The sequence below is a fragment of the Martinezella rhizogenes genome, assembly GCF_007002745.1.
In the GTDB taxonomy this organism is placed as follows: domain Bacteria; phylum Pseudomonadota; class Alphaproteobacteria; order Rhizobiales; family Rhizobiaceae; genus Agrobacterium; species Agrobacterium cucumeris.
Window position 1 is genome coordinate 479,567 of sequence record NZ_SGNY01000002.1, and the last position, 19,917, is coordinate 499,483.

At 58.8% G+C, this 19,917-nt stretch carries 16 protein-coding genes; 8 read left to right on the plus strand and 8 right to left on the minus strand.

Going from position 1 to position 19,917, the window contains the following annotated elements; genetic code table 11:
- Window positions 1-87 precede the first annotated feature (87 nt).
- On the minus strand, window positions 88-537 hold the full coding sequence (locus EXN68_RS07965; protein ID WP_170979832.1) for a GatB/YqeY domain-containing protein: 450 nt from the start codon (window positions 535-537) through the stop codon (window positions 88-90).
- A gap of 337 nt (window positions 538-874) precedes the next feature.
- On the opposite strand from EXN68_RS07965, the gene carA reads away from it, so the two are divergent.
- Window positions 875-2,080 (plus strand): glutamine-hydrolyzing carbamoyl-phosphate synthase small subunit, encoded by a 1,206-nt coding sequence (gene carA / locus EXN68_RS07970; protein WP_142840325.1) that lies wholly within the window; start codon window positions 875-877, stop codon window positions 2,078-2,080.
- Window positions 2,081-2,204: 124 nt separating this feature from the next.
- Here the strand turns inward: carA and EXN68_RS07975 are convergent, their stop codons facing one another.
- Window positions 2,205-3,602, minus strand: coding sequence for an MATE family efflux transporter (locus EXN68_RS07975; RefSeq protein WP_142840326.1), 1,398 nt, complete (start codon window positions 3,600-3,602; stop codon window positions 2,205-2,207).
- A 329-nt stretch (window positions 3,603-3,931) separates the two neighbouring features.
- Between EXN68_RS07975 and mcpU the strand changes: the two genes are divergently transcribed.
- Entirely contained in the window at window positions 3,932-6,022 is a 2,091-nt protein-coding gene (mcpU, locus tag EXN68_RS07980) for a methyl-accepting chemotaxis protein McpU (protein WP_142840327.1), read from the plus strand.
- 289 nt (window positions 6,023-6,311) lie between these two features.
- Entirely contained in the window at window positions 6,312-6,791 is a 480-nt protein-coding gene (locus EXN68_RS07985) for a DUF2938 domain-containing protein (RefSeq protein WP_142840328.1), read from the plus strand.
- A 39-nt stretch (window positions 6,792-6,830) separates the two neighbouring features.
- Here the strand turns inward: EXN68_RS07985 and ypfJ are convergent, their stop codons facing one another.
- The gene (gene ypfJ / locus EXN68_RS07990) at window positions 6,831-7,739 is read right to left on the minus strand and encodes a KPN_02809 family neutral zinc metallopeptidase (RefSeq protein WP_142840329.1); all 909 of its coding nucleotides are present in this window, start codon (window positions 7,737-7,739) and stop codon (window positions 6,831-6,833) included.
- A gap of 98 nt (window positions 7,740-7,837) precedes the next feature.
- Window positions 7,838-8,326: a DUF2306 domain-containing protein gene (locus tag EXN68_RS07995; protein ID WP_142840330.1), complete on the minus strand. Its 489-nt coding sequence runs from the start codon at window positions 8,324-8,326 to the stop codon at window positions 7,838-7,840.
- A 92-nt stretch (window positions 8,327-8,418) separates the two neighbouring features.
- On the opposite strand from EXN68_RS07995, the gene EXN68_RS08000 reads away from it, so the two are divergent.
- The 3 genes from EXN68_RS08000 (at window position 8,419) to EXN68_RS08010 (ending at window position 13,362) form a co-directional block, all read left to right on the plus strand.
- The gene (locus EXN68_RS08000) at window positions 8,419-9,240 is read left to right on the plus strand and encodes a LytTR family DNA-binding domain-containing protein (protein WP_237681376.1); all 822 of its coding nucleotides are present in this window, start codon (window positions 8,419-8,421) and stop codon (window positions 9,238-9,240) included.
- 157 nt (window positions 9,241-9,397) lie between these two features.
- On the plus strand, window positions 9,398-12,886 hold the full coding sequence (gene carB, locus EXN68_RS08005; RefSeq protein WP_142840332.1) for a carbamoyl-phosphate synthase large subunit: 3,489 nt from the start codon (window positions 9,398-9,400) through the stop codon (window positions 12,884-12,886).
- 287 nt (window positions 12,887-13,173) lie between these two features.
- Complete coding sequence (locus EXN68_RS08010; protein ID WP_142840333.1) at window positions 13,174-13,362, plus strand: type II toxin-antitoxin system antitoxin; 189 nt, start codon at window positions 13,174-13,176, stop codon at window positions 13,360-13,362.
- Here the strand turns inward: EXN68_RS08010 and EXN68_RS08015 are convergent.
- The 3 genes from EXN68_RS08015 to EXN68_RS08025 all read right to left on the minus strand — a co-directional run bounded on the left by EXN68_RS08015 (window position 13,359) and on the right by EXN68_RS08025 (window position 17,333).
- Complete coding sequence (locus EXN68_RS08015; protein WP_142840334.1) at window positions 13,359-14,498, minus strand: GGDEF domain-containing protein; 1,140 nt, start codon at window positions 14,496-14,498, stop codon at window positions 13,359-13,361. The genes EXN68_RS08010 and EXN68_RS08015 overlap by 4 nt on opposite strands.
- A 148-nt stretch (window positions 14,499-14,646) precedes the next feature.
- Window positions 14,647-16,101: a UdgX family uracil-DNA binding protein gene (locus EXN68_RS08020; protein ID WP_142840335.1), complete on the minus strand. Its 1,455-nt coding sequence runs from the start codon at window positions 16,099-16,101 to the stop codon at window positions 14,647-14,649.
- Window positions 16,101-17,333, minus strand: a complete 1,233-nt coding sequence (locus EXN68_RS08025) for a putative DNA modification/repair radical SAM protein (protein WP_142840336.1) — start codon at window positions 17,331-17,333, stop codon at window positions 16,101-16,103. The genes EXN68_RS08020 and EXN68_RS08025 overlap by 1 nt, the downstream gene beginning before the upstream one ends.
- Before the next feature lie 221 nt (window positions 17,334-17,554).
- On the opposite strand from EXN68_RS08025, the gene greA reads away from it, so the two are divergent.
- Both greA and EXN68_RS08035 read left to right on the plus strand, forming a co-directional pair.
- On the plus strand, window positions 17,555-18,031 hold the full coding sequence (gene greA, locus EXN68_RS08030) for a transcription elongation factor GreA (RefSeq protein WP_026363859.1): 477 nt from the start codon (window positions 17,555-17,557) through the stop codon (window positions 18,029-18,031).
- An 87-nt stretch (window positions 18,032-18,118) separates the two neighbouring features.
- Window positions 18,119-19,174 (plus strand): glycosyltransferase family 4 protein, encoded by a 1,056-nt coding sequence (locus EXN68_RS08035; RefSeq protein WP_142840337.1) that lies wholly within the window; start codon window positions 18,119-18,121, stop codon window positions 19,172-19,174.
- A gap of 30 nt (window positions 19,175-19,204) precedes the next feature.
- On the opposite strand, the gene EXN68_RS08040 is transcribed toward EXN68_RS08035, so the two are convergent.
- Complete coding sequence (locus EXN68_RS08040) at window positions 19,205-19,672, minus strand: Lrp/AsnC family transcriptional regulator (protein ID WP_161991241.1); 468 nt, start codon at window positions 19,670-19,672, stop codon at window positions 19,205-19,207.
- Window positions 19,673-19,917: the final 245 nt, after the last annotated feature.

Here is a 19,917-nt window from a genome sequence, read left to right on the forward strand (position 1 = left end):
GATCCGCCGGAATGCGCTTTCGTCGACAGAAAAAAGGCAGGGTAGCCGTGGCTACCCTGCCTTTACTTTTTCCAACACGCTGGAAGCCTACTTCAGCAGATCCTTGACAACGCCGGAGGCCTTGGCGAAGTCGATCTGGCCGGGATAACGCTCCTTCAGCGCGTTCATGCACTTGCCCATGTCACGCAGGCCGGAGGCACCGGTCTCGCTGATGACGGCCTGGCACAGTTCGCGCACCTTTTCGGCCGGAATCTCTTCCGGCATGAATTCCTTGATGATGACGATTTCCTCGCGCTCCTGCGCGGCAAGCTCGGGTCGGCCAGCACCGTCATATATGGTGGCGGACTCTTCGCGCTGCTTTACCATCTTGGTCAGAATCTGCATGATATCCTCATCACTGACGGGGTCCTTGCCCACGCCGCGATTGGCGATATCGCGATCCTTGATGGCCGCCTGAATGAGACGCACGGTCGAGGTACGTCTGGCGTCCCGAGCCTTCAGCGCATCTTTCAAAGTATTTGCGAACGTGTCGCGCATCATTTTTCTTCTCCTTGGGAAAGCCATTCCGCAGCTTCGCGATAGGCAAACTTTCCACCTTATTTTTCGCAACGACATAAACGAGCAACTACGCTCAAGCAAATCAATTGCATAAGCCCTTGAATCCACGGCATCTTAAATCCGCGTAAATCTTGGGCCCATGGTTGACCGCTTGGGCTGCTTTCGTTATTTTCCGGCACCTGCACGAGATTTTAACGAAGGGTCGGAACGCGAGCTTTATCGCGCGCCCCTTTATGTCACGAAGCCTGCGACAAAAATGGCCCCTTACCCCCTGCCTTTCAAGAGGTGGGGTGCGAAGCGGCAGAAACGGAACGAGATGACCGAGACAGCGCCCTGGACTACCCGCAAACCGACTGCAATGCTTGTTCTTGCCGATGGCACGGTGATCGAGGGCACAGGCATCGGCGCAACCGGCAAGGTTCAGGCCGAAGTCTGTTTCAACACGGCCCTGACGGGTTACGAGGAAATCCTCACCGACCCATCCTATCTCGGCCAGATCGTCACCTTCACTTTCCCGCATATCGGCAATGTCGGCACCAATGAGGAAGACATCGAAGACCTGACCCCCGCCGCCCGCCGCGGCGCCGTTGGCGTCATCTTCAAGGCCGATATCACCGACCCTTCGAACTTCCGCGCCGTCAAGCATCTGGATGCCTGGCTGAAGGCCCGCGGCGTCATCGGCCTTTGCGGCATCGATACGCGCGCGCTGACGGCATGGATCCGCGAAAACGGCGCACCGAACGCGGTCATCGCCCATGATCCGAACGGCGTCTTCGACATCGAGGCGCTGAAGGCGGAAGCAAAGGCCTGGAGCGGCCTCGTCGGCCTCGACCTCGCCATCGAGGCGACTTCCGGCCAGTCCTCCACCTGGGCTGAAACGCCGTGGGTCTGGAACAAGGGTTACGGCACGCTCGGTGAAGCCGATGCCAAATATCACGTCGTCTGCGTGGATTTCGGCGTCAAGCGCAACATTCTGCGCCTTTTCGCCGGTCTTGATTGCAAGGTGACGGTGGTTCCGGCCCAGACTTCGGCCGAAGACATTCTGGCGCTGAAGCCGGATGGCGTGTTCCTGTCCAACGGCCCGGGAGACCCGGCCGCGACAGGCGAATATGCCGTGCCGGTTATCCAGAACCTCATCAAGAGCGAACTGCCGATCTTCGGCATCTGCCTCGGCCACCAGATGCTCGGTCTCGCCGTCGGCGCAAAGACCGAAAAGATGCATCAGGGCCACCACGGCGCCAACCATCCGGTCAAGGACTTCACGACAGGCAAGGTGGAAATCGTCTCGATGAACCACGGTTTTGCGGTTGATGCCAAATCGCTGCCTGATGGCGTCGAGGAAACCCATACGTCGCTGTTCGATGGCACCAATTGCGGCCTGCGCATCGTCGGCAAGCCGGTCTTCTCGGTTCAGCACCACCCGGAAGCTTCGCCCGGCCCGCAGGACAGCCATTATCTCTTCCGCCGCTTCGTCAATCTGCTGCGCGAAAGACAGGGTGAGGCAGCGCTCGCCGAGCGCTGATGGACCTTTCGCGTTCGACGTCGTCCCCGGGCCTGACCCGAGGAACCACGTCGATGGATCATCGCCTCAAGGGCGAGGGTGACGACAGAGCGTTACATTCCAGAAAGAACACAACGGCCCGCTATCAGCGGGCCGTTTGCATTTCGCGCTTCACCAGAATGACGAAGCGGACGGTGAGCAAAACAGCCGCCGTCGAAAGGCCGATCACGAAACCGAACCAGACGCCACGCCCGCCAAAACCGAGCGGAAAAGCCATGGTCCAGGCAAGCGCCAGGCCGATCGGCCAATAGGAAATCAGCGCCAGCATCGCTGGAATGCGCGCATCCTTCAGTCCGCGCAGCAGCCCTGCCGTCACGGCCTGAATGCCATCCACCAGCTGGAAGACGCCGGCGATGACAACGAGGCTGCTGGCATAAGCGAGCACTTCCGCAGCTTCTGGCAATTTTGGATCGAGGAACCATTTCGCCAGAAAATCCGGAACGACCGCAAACAAAATGCCGCCGCAAAGGGCAATGCCACAGGCAATGGCGTAGATCATGATCGAAGCGCGAATGAGGTTTTTGAAATCGCCCTGACCCCGGGCGATGCCCACGCGCACGGTTGCCGCCTGCGACAGGCCGAGCGGGATCATGAAGGCGATGGAGGCAAGCTGCAGGGCAATGCCATGCGCCGCAAGCTGCACGGTGCCGATCTGCCCCATCAGGATCGATGCGGCGGCAAACAGCGTCACTTCGGCAAGGATGGTGATGCTGATCGGCAGGCCCAAGCGCAGCACTTCGAACAGTGCATGCCAGTCCGGCCGCCAGAAACGCACGAACAGCTCGTATTTCTTCGTCTCCTCACGCGTCTGCACATAGACAACGATGAAGATGAAGCTGAAAGCATTCACGATGACGGCAACGACGGCAGCGCCATTCATGCCCATTGCCGGCAGGCCGAAATGACCGAACACCAGCGCATAAGCCATCAAACCGTTCATGACCAACATGATGATGGTGACATAAAGAATGATGCCCGCACGGCCGATGGCGCTGACAAGGCCGCGCAGCACGTAGAAAAGCAAAGCCGGCAGCAGGCCGAATTTGGCGATGGCGAGATAATGGCCGGTCAGCGCTGCGACATTGGGGTTCTGCCCGAGATAGACCAGAATCCGCTCGGCATTAAAGAAGACCGGCAAAGCGAGAATCCAGTAGGCGATCGCCACCCACATGCCCATGCGCAGCGAGCGACGAGCCGCCGTCGCATCGCCCTGCCCGTAAGCCTGCGCCACCATTGGCACCACGGCCACGGAAAATCCCGAGCCGAAAATGAAGACGACGAAGAAGAACTGCCCGGCCAGCACCATGGCCGCCAGCTTTTCAGCCCCCAGCTGCCCGACGATGACCATGTCAGTGGTATGGATGCCAAGCTGGGCGAGCTGCGCACCGATAAGCGGAATTCCAAGCGCAAGCGTAGCCTTGAAATGCGAAAGCCACGACCCCGATCCGGAGGGAACGGTTTCTGCAACAACCGACGAAGACATTGTAATTCACCTGAATTTTGGCCATTGCCCGCGAATTGCGCAACGGCAGCAGGGTGATGAATAAAATATTCCCTTCCTGCACGCAACCTTTGCGGCCCGATGATCAAAATTTACGCAGAATTTCAAAGCCTGCCTGCACCGGCTGAAACGGCATGAACCTGAACAAATTTAGCCGAATTTTACCATTTCGCTTTACCTATTAGAACATCGCGTAGTTCTTTTAAATCATAAGCTGCATGACGCAGAATATTCCCGCCTCAGAGGCATGTCTTTCCCCCCATTCTCCAAGATGACCCGACCGGGCATATCTGGTTTCAAGGACGTGTAGCTTGCCAAAAAAATCCAACCTCATGACGCGCATTCTGTTTGCGGCGTCATCACTTGTTGTCGCGGCCTTTGCGGGCTTTTCTTTCTATATCGATAGCCTTCAGCACCGGGTCACGACGGAAGCGGTGGCGGAAAACATCGATTCGTCCGGCAAGCAGGCCGCACAGAGCATCGCCAACTGGCTGAGCGGCCGCATCATGCTCACCGACACGGTGGCGAAAACGCTTGCGAAGCTTCCGGAGGACGACGCCAAGCTGCAGTTCCTGCAGAACGACGTGTTGACAGCGCAGTTCATGTCCACCTATTTCGGCAATGCCGAAACCGGCGTCTTCACGACATTCCCGAAAACACCGCTGCCGGAAGGTTATGACCCGCGCAAGCGCCCCTGGTATCTGGATGCGGTCAAGGCCGGCAAGCCGGTGCTGACCGAACCTTACACCGACGCCTCAACCGGCGGCCTCGTCATCACTGCCGCCATGCCCGTCTCCGTTGACGGCAAGCTGGCTGGCGTGACGGGAAGCGACTTCTCGCTGGATTCGCTGGTCACGATGATCAAGTCCGTGGATGCCGGCACGGACGGTTATGCCTTCCTTGTCAACAAGGATGGCAAGATCCTCATTCATCCCGATCCGAAACTCGTCGAAAAGCCGCTGAGCGATCTTTTCAAGGTCAACACACCGACAATTTCCTCGGCAATTTCCCAGACTGAAATTGACGGCAAGGGCAAGATCACCAGTTTCATACCGGTTGCCGGCCTGCCCTCAGTCGAGTGGTATCTCGGCTTCGTCGTCGATTCCGATATCGCCTACAGCGCAATCGGCCAGTTCCGGCTGGCGGCGACCATTGCCACGGTTCTTGCCGCCGCAATCATGATCGCGCTGCTTGCAACCGTGCTCTCCCGTTTCATCGTCCGCCCCGTCACGCAGATGACCTCGGCCATGGAAGGCCTTGCAGCCGGCAATCTCGATGTCGCCATTCCCGGCCAGGAACGCACCGACCAGATCGGCTCGATGGCCGCAGCGGTTGCCGTTTTCAGATCGAACGCCATGGAACGCCTGCGTCTGGAAGGTGATGCCGAAGAGAACCGCACGCTTTCCGAACAGGAGCGCAATGAGCGCGAGAGACTGGCGTCAAAAGATGCCGCAGACATCCAGTTCGCGGTCGATTCGCTCGCCAAAGGCCTGGCGCATCTTTCGGACGGCGATCTCAATTACCGCATCGACACGCCTTTCGTGACCCGCATCGACCGCCTGCGCGACGATTTCAACAATTCCGTTGCCAAGCTGAATGTGGCGCTCAGCACCGTTGGCCAGAACGCCCGCGCAATCGACGCCGGTGCTGGTGAAATTCGCCAATCCGCCGACGATCTGGCACGGCGCACCGAACAGCAGGCCGCCTCGGTGGAAGAAACCGCCGCAGCGCTCGAGGAAATCACCACCACGGTGAAGGACTCCGCCCGCCGCGCCGAGGAAGTCGGCCGTCTGGTTGATCGCGCCCGCGGCAATGCCGAACAATCCGGCATCATCGTCGAAGATGCGGTTCGCGCCATGGAAGGCATCGAAAAATCATCGTCGGAGATCAGCAACATCATCGGCGTGATCGATGAAATCGCCTTCCAGACCAACCTTCTGGCGCTGAATGCCGGCGTGGAAGCGGCCCGCGCCGGTGAAGCCGGCAAGGGTTTTGCCGTGGTCGCCCAGGAAGTGCGCGAGCTCGCCCAGCGCTCCGCCAATGCCGCCAAGGAGATCAAGACGCTGATCAACGCCTCCACATCGCAGGTACAATCCGGCGTCGATCTCGTCGGCAATGCCGGCAAGGCGCTGGAAACCATCGTCCGCGAAGTCCAGGAGATCAACCGCCATATCGACGCCATCGTGACGTCGTCACGCGAACAGTCGACCGGGCTTCAGGAAATCAACACCGCCATCAACACCATCGATCAGGGCACCCAGCAGAATGCCGCCATGGTCGAAGAACAGACGGCGGCCAGCCACGGACTGGCTTCGGAAGCGGCGGCGCTCAATGATCTGCTGGCGCAATTCCAGCTCGCTACGGCCACGCGGCGGCAGGCGGAATATGGGCGGGCTGCTTAGGAGAACCGCCTGCTAGTTGGTGGAGGCAAAGCATACAAACCCCGTCACCCCGGACTAGATCCGGGGTCCAGCGCGATCAAGTCCTTGATCGCGAAAGACTCATTTCCTCACGGCGCAGACGCGCCGTTGCTGGATGCCGGATCAAGTCCGGCATGACGGAGGAGAGGTTTCAACCTCTTTCATGGCCGGAGCGATCCGGCCATTTTTATTTGCCGCGCGAACGATACCCCGTTCTCTCTACCGGCCCGATCCGCTAGAGCTTGATCGATCATGATATGTGGAGGGATTTATGCTGGAACTGATTTGGCGCGGCATTGCCATGGGCATTGGCGGCACCGTGTTTATGGATATATGGGCGATTGTGCTGCATCGGTTTTTCGGCCAGTCAGCACCGAACTGGGCGCCGGTCGGCCGCTGGTTCTGGCATGTGCCAAAAGGCACGATTTTTCACGACAGCATCGCCACGGCCGCACCCTACGAGCATGAACTGGCGCTCGGCTGGATTTCGCATTATGCCGTCGGCATCCTCTACGGCATTATTCTGGCACTGGTGGTGCCGGCTGCGTGGTTTGCAAATCCGTCCTTCATCCAGCCATGGATCGTTGGCATCGTCACGGTTGGTGCGGGCTGGTTCCTGTTGCAGCCGGGTCTTGGCATCGGCTGGGCGGCATCAAAAACGCCCAATCCCACCAAAGTCCGTATTCTCAACCTCGTGGCCCACACGATCTTCGCGCTGGGCATGTATGCCGTGGCGCTTTTGATGCGCTAAATGAAAAGGGGGCTGAAAGCCCCCTCTCCTGTCTTTATCTCAGATATTCGCCGAGAAAGTATCACAATCTTCGACACGGCCGTTCTGAAAGCCGCGCTTGAACCATTCCATGCGCTGCGCCGAAGTGCCGTGGTTGAAACTATCAGGCACCACATAACCTTGGGTCTGCTTCTGCAAGGTGTCGTCGCCGATCTGGTGGGCGGCGTTCAGTGCTTCTTCAAGATCGCCGGTTTCGAGAATGCCCTTCTGCTCGGTAAACTTGCCCCAGATGCCGGCATAACAATCCGCCTGAAGCTCCACCCGCACCGACATCTTGTTGGCATCCACCTGGCTCATTGACTGGCGGCGGCGGTTGAACTCCGGCAGGACGCCGGTCAGGTTCTGCACATGATGGCCAACTTCATGCGCGATCACGTAAGCCTGCGCGAAATCGCCGGCCGCACCGAAACGCTGGTCCAGTTCCTTGAAGAAGTTGGTATCCAGATAGACCTTGCGGTCGCCAGGGCAATAAAACGGGCCGCTGGCTGCGGAGGCGTTACCGCAGGCGGAAGACACCTGACCGGAGAACAGCACCAGCGTCGGTTTCTGATAGGTTTCGCCGGCAGACTGGAAGATACCGCTCCAGGTATCCTCGGTTTCCGCCAGCACGGTGCGTACGAAAGCAGTCGTTTCGTCGGACGACTGACCCTGCGGGCGCGTGCCGGATTGCTGTTGCGTCGTGCCGCCGCCGTCCATCGACATATCGCCGCCGGTCAGCAGCGTCAGCGGGTTGATGCCGAGCACCCAGCTGATCAGAAGTATGACCAGAAGACCGCCAATCCCGATACCGCCGCCGCGACGTCCGATCGGTACCCGCATCCCGCCACGGGAAAAAGGATCACCCGATCCCGCTGACATGCCGCGCCGGTCCTCGATATTGTCCGACTGGCGACGCCCTCTCCATTCCATGCTCTTCTCCCGGCGAATACCGCCTCAACAAGCTGCCTTATAACGGCACTATAATACATCTTGTTCCGGAAGAAAGCAGAGGCGGCAAACGGAACCTCTCACACGGCTCTACGTCTTTGTTTCAACACCGCCAGAAACAGGAAAGCGAACACCAATGCGCCAGCGGAAAGGGCAGCAAAACCCGCCCTCCCGTCGCCGAAGGCAACCTCATGCATGATGCGCCCCGGAACGAAGGTGAAGCCGCCGGCAATCACGATACCGCCGAGATAAACACTCTGCATGATCCGCATATGCCGTCTGATATCACCGCGGCGGGCGCAATAAACCGATTGCAGACACCCGTAGATGGTGAAGATGGAAAGCAGATGGATCGGGCTGAAACCATAAAACACCTTCAATTCATGGATGAAGAAGGTAGAAGCCGCAGTCGCGACCATCAGCACCACCCAGATCTTGCCAAGTAGCCGGTGGATGGCGGTGCCCTTGGGACGCAGGAAGACGAAGGCCCCGAGAATGGCTGCGGGCACGACGGTGGCGACATGGAATTGCACGGCAAGCGGTGCATCTAATAAAGGCTGGAATGACATGGGCGCTGTTTCGGCTCTGTTGAAATCACCGGCAATTTCGGCAAAACATGCGTTCAGGGAAAACGGATTGGCGCCATCAGCAGGAAAACTTCGTGGATCACCCATATATGCAATCCACGCTTCGTGAAATGCACGCCATCCTGCAGTCGCGCAGGCTGTGGCTGACATTTCTCGCCGTGCTGGCGATCTTTATCGTGACCGGACCTTTCGGGACGAGCGAAACCATGAGCTTCGCCGACCGGCTGCTTTACTGGACAATCATACAGGCCGGCGCTTGGACATTTGCCATATCCTTTTCCATCATCGCCAACCGCATCTTCGCCGATAGCATCAGAAACATGCTGGCGCGCATGATGCTCGGCTCGCTGACGGCCGCGCTGCCAATAGGGCTCTTACTTACCATCACCAACCGGGTCTTTTCAGGCACGGAAATGGGTTTCGGCCCCTTTTTGCAAAGCAGCCTGTCGTCCCTGCCTCTTTGTGCCATCTTTTGCCTGCTGAGCTATCTCACCGCCAGCCAGTCCCTCGAAACGACGGCAGTTGCCGTAACGGATACCGGGGAAGACGGCAAATGCGAGGTAAAAGACACCGCGCCGCTGCTGGAGCGGCTGCCGCCGCAAAAGCGCGGAGAATTGCTGCGGCTGTCAGTTCAGGACCATTATACTGAAATCGTCACCACGCGCGGGCGCCAACTCGTTCTGCTGCGGTTTTCTGATGCGCTGAAAGAAATAGGCCAGAGCGAGGGCTTGCAGGTCCACCGATCCCACTGGGTTGCCGATGCCGATATCGTCTCGCTGCGCAGGCAGGCAGGACGTCTGCACATCGTCACAAAAGACGGCACGGAAATTCCCGTCAGCCGCTCTTACAGCGCGGCGGTGCAGGCCCGTTTTGCCGCGCGTGCCCCCGCCGGCTAAGAGTTTCTGTCGATTCCGGAATTTATGGGGTTCCGTTCTCAAAAACATTTGCCTATAAGCCGCTTCTAGCCTGAAAACATTTGAATTGCGCTCCCCGGCCGGTGATCTTCCACCCTGGCCGGTGTTTTGCGCAACCAAAAAGCGGAACGAGAGAGCCATGCCGAAGCGCCAAGATATCAAGTCCATCCTCATCATTGGCGCAGGACCGATTGTCATCGGCCAGGCATGTGAATTCGACTATTCCGGCACACAGGCCTGTAAAGCGCTGAAGGAAGAGGGTTACCGGGTCATTCTGGTCAACTCCAACCCGGCGACGATCATGACCGATCCGGGCCTTGCCGACGCCACTTACGTCGAGCCGATCACCCCGGAAGTCGTCGCCAAGATCATCGCCAAGGAGCGCCCGGACGCGCTGCTGCCGACCATGGGCGGTCAGACCGCGCTCAACACCGCGCTTTCTCTCAAGCGCATGGGCGTTCTCGACCGCTACAATGTCGAAATGATCGGCGCGAAGCCTGAAGCCATCGACATGGCGGAAGACCGCGCATTGTTCCGCGAAGCCATGGCCCGCATCGGCCTTGAAACCCCGAAGTCGATGCTCGCCAACGCCACCGAAATCAAGGATGCCGACCGCAAGAAGCACGAAATCGCCCGCACCGAACTAAAGGGCAAGCTTTCGGGTCCTGAGCTCGACAAGGCGCTGGATGACCTCGAAAACCAGTGGAACCTCGGCGAGACCGATCGCAAGCAGCGTTACATGGCCCACGCCATGGCGATTGCCGCCCAGGCCATCGACCATGTCGGCCTGCCCGCCATCATCCGCCCGTCGTTTACGCTTGGCGGCACCGGCGGCGGCATTGCCTATAACCGCTCGGAATTCTTCGACATTGTCTCGGGCGGCCTCGATGCATCGCCGACGACCGAAGTGCTGGTCGAAGAATCGGTGCTCGGCTGGAAGGAATATGAGATGGAAGTCGTCCGCGACACGGCGGACAACTGCATCATCATCTGCTCCATCGAAAACATCGATCCGATGGGCGTCCACACGGGTGATTCGATCACGGTCGCACCGGCGCTGACGCTGACGGACAAGGAATACCAGATCATGCGCAACGCCTCGATTGCGGTGCTGCGTGAGATCGGCGTGGAAACCGGCGGCTCGAACGTGCAGTTCGCCGTCAATCCGAAAGACGGCCGTCTCGTCGTCATCGAAATGAACCCGCGCGTATCGCGCTCGTCCGCGCTGGCATCGAAGGCGACCGGCTTCCCGATCGCCAAGATCGCCGCCAAGCTCGCTATCGGTTATACGCTGGACGAGCTGGAAAATGACATCACCGGCGGCGCGACACCTGCTTCCTTCGAACCTTCCATCGACTATGTCGTCACCAAGATCCCGCGTTTCGCCTTCGAGAAATTCCCGGGCGCGTCGCCGATCCTTACCACCGCCATGAAGTCGGTCGGTGAAGTCATGGCCATCGGCCGCACCTTCGCCGAATCGCTGCAGAAGGCGCTGCGCGGCATGGAAACCGGCCTCACCGGTCTCGATGAAATCGAAATCCCCGGCTTTGAGGAAGGCGAAGGCTCCAAGAACGCCATCCGCGCCGCCATCGGCACGCCGACGCCGGACCGTCTGCGCATGGTCGCCCAGGCGCTGCGCATGGGCATGACCGAAGAAGAAGTCCACGAAAACTCCAAGATCGATCCGTGGTTCATCGCCCAGTTCAAGGCCATCGTCGACATGGAAGCTCGCATCCGCGAGCATGGCCTGCCGCAGGATGCTGAAAACCTGCGTATGCTGAAGGCCATGGGCTTCTCCGACGCCCGCCTCGCCAGCCTGACGTCCAAGCGCCCGAAAGAAGTGGCCGAACTGCGCAACAGCCTCAATGTTCGCCCGGTCTTCAAGCGTATCGACACCTGCGCGGCAGAATTCGCTTCGCCGACCGCTTACATGTATTCGACCTATGAAATTCCCTTCGTTGGCGCAGCCCGCTCGGAAGCGCAGGTTTCCGACCGCAAGAAGGTCGTCATCCTCGGCGGTGGCCCGAACCGTATCGGCCAGGGCATCGAGTTCGATTATTGCTGCTGCCACGCCGCCTTCGCGCTGAAGGATGCCGGCTTCGAAGCCATCATGATCAACTGCAACCCGGAAACGGTTTCCACCGACTATGACACCTCCGACCGCCTCTATTTCGAGCCGCTGACGGCCGAAGACGTGATCGAGATCATGCGCGCCGAACAGGAAAAGGGCGAGCTGGTTGGCGTCATCGTGCAGTTCGGCGGCCAGACCCCGCTGAAGCTCGCAGAAGCGCTGGAAAAGAACGGTATCCCGATCCTCGGCACCGCGCCTGACATGATCGACCTTGCCGAAGACCGCGACCGTTTCCAGAAGCTGCTGATGAAGCTGGATCTCGCCCAGCCGAACAACGGCATCGCCTATTCGGTCGAGCAGGCCCGCCTCGTCGCGTCTGAAATCGGCTTCCCGCTGGTTGTTCGCCCGTCCTACGTTCTGGGTGGCCGCGCCATGCAGATCATCCATTCGGAAGGCCAGCTTCAGACCTATCTGCTAGACACGGTTCCGGGCCTCGTACCCGAAGACATCAAGCAGCGTTACCCGAACGACAAGACCGGCCAGATCAACACCCTGCTCGGCAAGAACCCGCTGCTGTTCGACAGCTACCTGACCAACGCCGTGGAAGTGGACGTCGATGCGCTGTGCGACGGCGAAAGCGTCTTCGTGTCAGGCATCATGGAGCACATCGAAGAAGCCGGCATCCATTCGGGCGACTCGGCCTGCTCGCTGCCGTCGCGTTCATTGAGCAAGGAAACCCTCGACGAACTGGAGCGCCAGACGACGGCTCTTGCAAAAGCGCTGAATGTCGGCGGCCTGATGAATGTGCAATATGCGATCAAGGACGGCACGATCTACGTTCTCGAAGTCAACCCGCGCGCCTCGCGCACCGTGCCTTTCGTCGCCAAGACCATCGGCGCGCCGATTGCCAAGATCGCCGCCCGCGTCATGGCCGGTGAAAAGCTCAATACAGCGATTGCCGCCTATGGCGAAAAGCCCGATCCGCGCAACCTGAAGCACATCGCCGTCAAGGAAGCCGTCTTCCCCTTCGCCCGCTTCCCCGGCGTCGACATCCTGCTCGGACCGGAAATGCGCTCGACCGGTGAAGTCATCGGCCTCGACACGGATTTTGCGCTCGCCTTCGCCAAGAGCCAGCTCGGCGCCGGCGTCGACCTGCCGCGCTCCGGCACGGTCTTTGTTTCGGTGCGTGACGACGATAAGGAAGGTGTTCTCCCCGCCATCCGCATTCTGGTGGAAAGCGGCTTCAAGGTCGTGGCCACCGGCGGCACACAGCGTTTCCTTGCCGAACGGGGCATCAACGCCGAAAAGATCAACAAGGTGCAGGAAGGCCGTCCGCATATCGAAGACGCCATCCGCAACCGCCAGGTCCAGCTCGTCATCAACACCACTGATAGCAACAAGGCGATTTCCGATAGCAAGTCGCTGCGCCGTGCAACACTGATGCAGAAGGTGCCCTATTACACGACCATGGCCGGTGCCGAAGCTGCAGCCCTTGCCATCCAGGCGCTGAAGGCCGGCAATCTGGAAGTGAAGCCGCTGCAGAGCTATTTCCAGTAAGCGACCCGCGGGAAATCCGCGCCGTCACGTGCTGAGTGAAAACGAAACGCCGCGGGTCGCAAGATCCGCGGCGTTTCGCATTGCGTAATCCCCCTGCAATCCGTTTCCGGTATCAAAAACGCATCATTCCGACGTGAGGTTCATGATGCCCTTATCCAAGACCGACATGCCGACCTCGGCCACAGGCGGATATATTTCGCCTGCGCTTGCCCGCATAATCGCCGGCATTTCCGCGCCTGTCGACGCAACTCCGGTGATCAGCACCGAAACCTTGCGGGGTTAAAGCAATGGCAGGACGTCCGCCGGGACCGGAACGGGTGGCTTTTCCGCTGCGGATCGAACCCGCAATATTGAACGTGATCAGGAGCACGGCCAGCGGTGAGTTGCGCAGCATCAACGCCCAGATCGAGATATTGCTCAAGGAAGCCCTGCACCATCGCGCCGCGGTGAATGAATTGAGCGAGCAGCAGGGCTAGGCCGCCAGCGCCTCGCGCACGCAGTTGCGCCCTTCGCTCTTGGCCCGGTAGAGGGCGCGATCCGCCATTTCCGCCAGCGTCTGCAGGTCGCAGCGCATTTCGCCGGTGGTCGCGACGCCGATGCTGATCGTCACGCCGACGCGCAATCCACCGCAATCGACGTCATTGACGGCAACCGCATTGCGAATACGCTCGCCGATCATAGAGGCTTTCTGACCACCTGCTCCCGGCAGGAAGATGATGAATTCCTCACCACCGTAACGCGCCAGCACATCGGCACCGCGTATGCTGCCACCGATGCGTTTCGCCACTTCCTGAAGGACGCTATCACCGACGGCATGGCCAAAACGATCGTTGATCAATTTGAAGTGATCGATATCCAGCAGCATGGCCGCATCGGCGGGATCGGGAGCCGCAGGCATGGCCTGGAAAAAGAAGCGGCGGTTCTTGACGCCGGTCAGCGGATCGGTGTTGGCGAGAACCAGCAATTTCCGTTCGGACCGCTCGGCCACCAGCATCATCACGAACAGCGCGATGGCGAAGTTCAGCATGATGATGAAGAAAAACGCATTGACCAGATTGATGATGGCATAGTCCGGGAGGAATATACTTTTCACCACGGATAGCGAAATCAGACCGGAAATCCCGGTGATTGCGCCGAGTGCCAGACGGGAGAGAAGCCGCTCCTTGCGCCATCTTGTGAAAAGACCACCCGCGCCCGCAAGATAGGCGAGAGCCGCGCAGCCATTGAACAGAGCCGCACGATAGGCATTGTTTTCAGCCACCTGCAGCGCGACGATAATCGCCAGCAGGGCGACAAGACAGAGGACAACCACCGTTCGGCGACCCACAGGGCGTCCATCGCTCAAAACTTTCAGACCGAGCCAGATCAGCGCATAACCGATAATGCCGAAAACGACACTGCCGAGCTGCCAAAAAGCCGGTGACATTATCCCCCATTCGCCGTAACCGGCGAGGGTGGAGCCAATTGTCATGGCAGCAAAGCCGGCGGCAAGAGCAACCGGGCCACGCAATCCACGATTTGACAACTTCAGATAGATGAAACTCAGCAACCCTACAATATAAGAGCACTTTTGCATCAGTATGACTGTCGTGAGATCGAGTTCACCCAACATAATATGTCCACGCAATAAATAAATAAAACGAATTCAATTATCATCTATAAGTATAAAATTTCAATAAAAATAGCGAACCAAAAAATCGTAAATTATATTCATAAAAATCAAAATAAAATACAATATTTTCATAAATTAATAAAACAATCTATTCGAATGATCTTATAAACTCCATATCCTTTTTAAAGAGCAGAATTTCCGCGTGCTTCGCCTCCCCGTCCGGCAGGCGCAGCAGGTAGGAAGGATGCACCGTGGCAAACAGCGTTCGCCCTTCCTGCATGGGCAGAGGGCGGCTGCGAACGTCGGTGACTTTCTCCTTGCCACCGGTCAGCGCATAAAGCGCCGTCGCGCCCATGGCGACGATGAGCTTCGGCTGCACCAATGCAATTTCCTGGCTCAGCCACCAGCGACATTGCTGCACCTCACCCGCATCCGGCCGCTGGTGAATACGCCGCTTGCCACGTGTTTCATATTTGAAATGCTTCACGGCATTGGTGACGTAAAGCCGCCTGCGATCCACGCCGATCTCGCCCAGCGTCCGGTCAAAGAGCTGACCGGCAGGGCCGAGGAAAGGTTTTCCGGCAAGGTCTTCGTGATCGCCCGGCTGCTCGCCGACGATCATGACATCCGCATCCTCCGGCCCCTCGCCAAAAACAGTTTGCGTCGCCTTGCAATGCAACGGACACCGGGTGCATTGGCCTGCCTGCCGCCTCAAGGAGGCAAGCGAACCTTCCGGTTCCGGCGACAGGACCTCCTCCCGTGCCGCGGCGGCAACGGCCTGCAGGCGGTGGTGAAAAGGCTGCGGCTGGCTTGCCGCCTTGGCCGCCATATCCAGCACCCGCGCCTCCGCGCCCAGAATGAGGCCGGGAATGAGATCCGCCTCGGGCAGGTTCTTCCAGTATTTTTTCGGCATCTCCGCCGTCATTGCTTTGATCTTCAAGCGGGCGGGATTGAATATATTGGCATAATAAGTCCGCCAGAGATCGTCCGTCTCGTCTGTTAAATCGGGTTTGGCAGCGGCCTCTCGCGATGTTTGCAGCACGCTCCCATCCCATCGCGCAGACCCTTTCGGCGTCGCGATCAACCAGTCCATGTCGGTGAACCGCCGCTGAAAAAACGGCGCCTCGCGCTCGACAATAAAATGATCCGGCTCGAACCAGGCAACGAAGCGCCGTCGCCCGACCTGCCCCTGCGGTAAGGGTAACTCCTTGAAACGAACGAAGGCCGTCATCTTGTGACAGTCACGACGGACAGATTTTTCGAGCAGCCGTGCTTGTGATACATCCGGATCGGACTTGAATTGCAGCAGGGCGCGATCCTGCCTAAGCCGCCACAACAGCCGGTATAGCAGCGCAAAACGGCCCCTATCGCTGTGACAGATCACCGCCTGTGCCAGCGCCACGAAAGCGGCCGGAACGGAGACCTGGGTTTCCCCAGGCCTGGGCGTCGGCAACGGCTCCCCGGCAAAATCCAACAGACCAGCTTCGTCATCCCGCAGCCGCCAGTCAATCGCCTCTGGCGGTATGTTGGCGGCAAGCGCCGCCCGAGCCGCATCGCGCCACTCGCCGAAATCGCCCCGCCCTTCCAGAACCGGGCCATACATCACAACAGCGACAATTGTTCGGGCTGCGGCGCAAACATCGCCCGCAGATCAGGCCGTTCAGTCAGTTTGCCCGGCGTCCAGCCGTCCGCGACGATAAAGGCCTTCACCTTTTTCAGGGACACCCCAAAACGGGCAACATCCTCCAGCCGTACCCGCCGAAACCGTCGTGATGACAGGATGGACGCCACCGCCTTGGTGCCGAAGCCGGGAACGCGCAGCAGCATTTCCCGATCCGCAGCATTCACATCCACCGGAAAACGGTCGCGATTTTTGAGCGCCCATGCCAGCTTCGGATCGATATCGAGATCGAGCATGCCGTCGCCACCAATCGCGGTTATCTCGCCAATATCGAAACCGTAAAATCGATAAAGCCAGTCGGCCTGATAAAGCCTGTGCTCACGCATCAAGGGCGGCTTGATCAGTGGCAGGTTTTTCGAGGAATCCGGAATGGGGCTGAAGGCGGAATAATAGACGCGGCGCAGGCCATAACTGCCATAAAGCCGGGCGCTGGTGGAGAGAATGGTGCTGTCATCAGCACCGTCAGCACCCACGATCATCTGCGTGCTCTGCCCGGCGGGCGCAAAGCGCTTTGTCCGACGCGTGCGCACCGTCGGCTCGCCGGCCTCCTCGATTTTCAGGCGGATATCAGCCATGGAGCGGCGAATATTTGCGGGCTGCTTTTCCGGCGCGAAACGACCGATACCGCTATCGGTCGGCAACTCGATATTGATCGACAGCCGGTCCGCATAAAGCCCCGCTTCCTCTATGAGCTTCGGCGATGCTTCAGGGATCGATTTCAGATGGATATAACCACGAAATCCATGGGTAACGCGCAACTCCCGCGCCACGCGCACCATCTCCTCCATCGTATGGTCGGAAGAGCGGATAATGCCGGAGGACAGGAACAATCCCTCGATATAGTTGCGCCGATAGAATTCCAGCGTCAGCCACACCACCTCTTCGGCGGTAAACCGCGCGCGCTCCACATTGCTGGAGGAACGGTTGATGCAATAGGCGCAGTCATAAATGCAGAAATTGGTGAGCAGGATTTTCAGCAGCGAAATGCAGCGCCCGTCCGGCGCATAGGCATGGCAGATCCCCGATCCCTCCGTGGAGCCCAATCCGCCGGATGCAGCCGAGCTGCGTTTCGTCGTACCGCTGGAGGCGCAGGATGCGTCATATTTCGCCGCATCGGAGAGAATGGCCAGACGTTGCCTGATTGACTTCTTCATAATTATGTTCACTATATGTTCTATTGAGAAATGTCAATCATGCCGCCTAACTTCATGAATGAATGCATAAAATTGCCCGCCTCAAATTTGCTGGCATTTCGCTGTCGTCTTCTGATATAGTCGGCTTAGTTATGATTTTGGCATGGTTCCGGAGTTCCTCTCCGGAACCTGTTTCTTTTTGTGTCTGCAAGTAAAGCGACCGGAATGCGAAGGATAAAAAAATGGTAGAAAAAGTACCGATGACTCAGGGTGGATTCGTCAAGCTGCAGGAGGAGCTGCGCTTTCGCCAGCAGGAGGAACGTCCCCGTATCATCGAGGCAATTGCGGAAGCGCGCGCCCATGGCGACCTTTCGGAAAATGCCGAATACCACGCTGCCAAGGAAGCCCAGAGCCATAACGAAGGCCGCATCACCGAACTGGAAGACCTGACCGCGCGCGCGGAGGTCATCGACCTTTCCAAGATGTCCGGTTCCAAGATCAAGTTCGGCGCCACCGTCAAGCTGGTGGACGAGGACAGCGACGAGGAAAAAACCTACCAGATCGTCGGCGACCAGGAAGCCGATGTGAAGGCTGGCCGCATTTCCATCTCCTCGCCCATCGCCCGTGCCCTGATCGGCAAGGAAGTTGGCGACAGCATCGAAGTCAACGCCCCGGGCGGCGCCAAGGGTTACGAAATCCTCGCGGTACAGTGGGGCTGATGAGCCTCACCGCAATGCGCCCCTCGCGGGCGCATTGCCTTTTGACGTATCAAACCGCCAAACCAGCCGCAGAGACGGAAGCCCATCTTGTCCCACGTCAGTCTGAAAGATGTGCAGGTGCTTGCACCGAACTTCAAGCGCAGGCTCTCCGGCGTCACCTCCACCATCGTTCAGCTCATTCCGGTGCAGAACCGGCTGGGACAGAAGGTGGCCGTCATCGGTCCCGGCCTGCCGCCGCATCTGCCGCATGTGCGCTTCCGCGATCTGTGGCGCCTCTGGCAAAACGGGCCGTTCGGCGGCCCCCGCATCTGGCACGCCCGCCGCAATCTTGAAATGCTGCCGGGCATTTTCATGCGCGATGTGCTGCGCATGAAGGTAAAGCTGCTCTTCACCTCGGCCGCGCAAAGGCGACATTCCGCCTATACGCGTTTCCTGATTTCGAAGATGGATGCCGTGGTGGCAACCAGCGGCCGTTCCGGCTCTTTTCTTGAAGTTCCCCACAGCGTCGTGATGCATGGCGTCGACACCGATCTGTTTCATCCGGCGGAAGGCCCCGAGGACACGATCGCCTCAACCGGCCTGCCGGGACACTATCTGATCGGCTGTTTTGGGCGGGTGCGCCACCAGAAGGGCACCGATCTCTTCGTGCGCGCCATGATCGAGCTTCTGCCCGCACACCCTGAATGGACGGCCGTGGTTTCCGGCCGCGTGACGGCGGAACACAAGGCCTTTGGTGACACGCTCAAAGCCGATGTTACCGCAGCCGGCCTTTCCGACCGGATCGTGTTTCAGGGCGAAGTCGATGATATCAAACCCTGGTACAGACGGCTGACGCTTTATGTTGCACCGTCGCGAAACGAGGGTTTCGGCCTGACACCGCTCGAGGCGATGGCGTCGGAAACATCAGTCGTTGCCAGCAATGCCGGCGCTTACGAGGAAATGATCGTCAAGGGAAAGACCGGCATGGTGGTCGAAGCGGGTGACTACGCAGCACTCGTGGATGCGATAAAGCCCTATCTTGCCGACCCGGCTCTGGCCAAAAACCATGCGCTGGCCGGGCTTGCGCATGTGCGCACCACATTCCCGCTGGAAAAAGAGGCGACAAGTCTCGGTGCGGTCTATGACACGCTAAGGCGCGCATAACGCCTAGCAAAGCAACTGCAAATCTGCCGTTCAGATTTCCACGAGGCCGACGCGCTTGACCTGACGGATGGTGAGCATGGTGCGAACCGTGTCGACATTTTCGTCAGCCGTCAGAACTTCGATGACGAAATCCTGAAACTCGGTGAGGTTTCTGGCAACACAATGCAACAGGAAATCGCTTTCGCCTGACACCATCCATGCCTGCCGCACCAGCGACCAGCCGCCCGTCGCGGCAGCGAAAGCCTTCAGATTGCTGTCCGACTGGCGCTTGAGGCCAACCATGCAGAAGGCGACGAGATCAAAACCGAGCTTCGGCGCGTTCAACATGGCGTGATAACCCTCGATCACACCCGCTTCTTCGAGCTTGCGGACACGCCTGAGGCATGGCGGCGCGGAAATACCAACCCTTTCGGCCAGTTCCACATTGGTCATGCGCCCGTCGCGCTGCAATTCGCGCAGGATTTTCAGATCGATGGCATCGAGTTCGACGCTGGTCACGGAGAAGTTCCTCGTTAAGCCGTAGAAGTTCCTTGTACTATTCGGCACGGGATTCGCAACAATATGCCGCCGGCCGGTTACAAAATTGCGCGCGCATCCACAACTGCCTTGTTGGTAACGCAAGGCTGCCCTTGAATAAAGACACTAGACAACCTTAAATACCTGCCAACGAAGGGGTTGTGGCCCGTCCGCCGTCCACGGCTGGAAGGCCCTTGAGCGAAGACCCTGCTATTGAGAAGGAATGT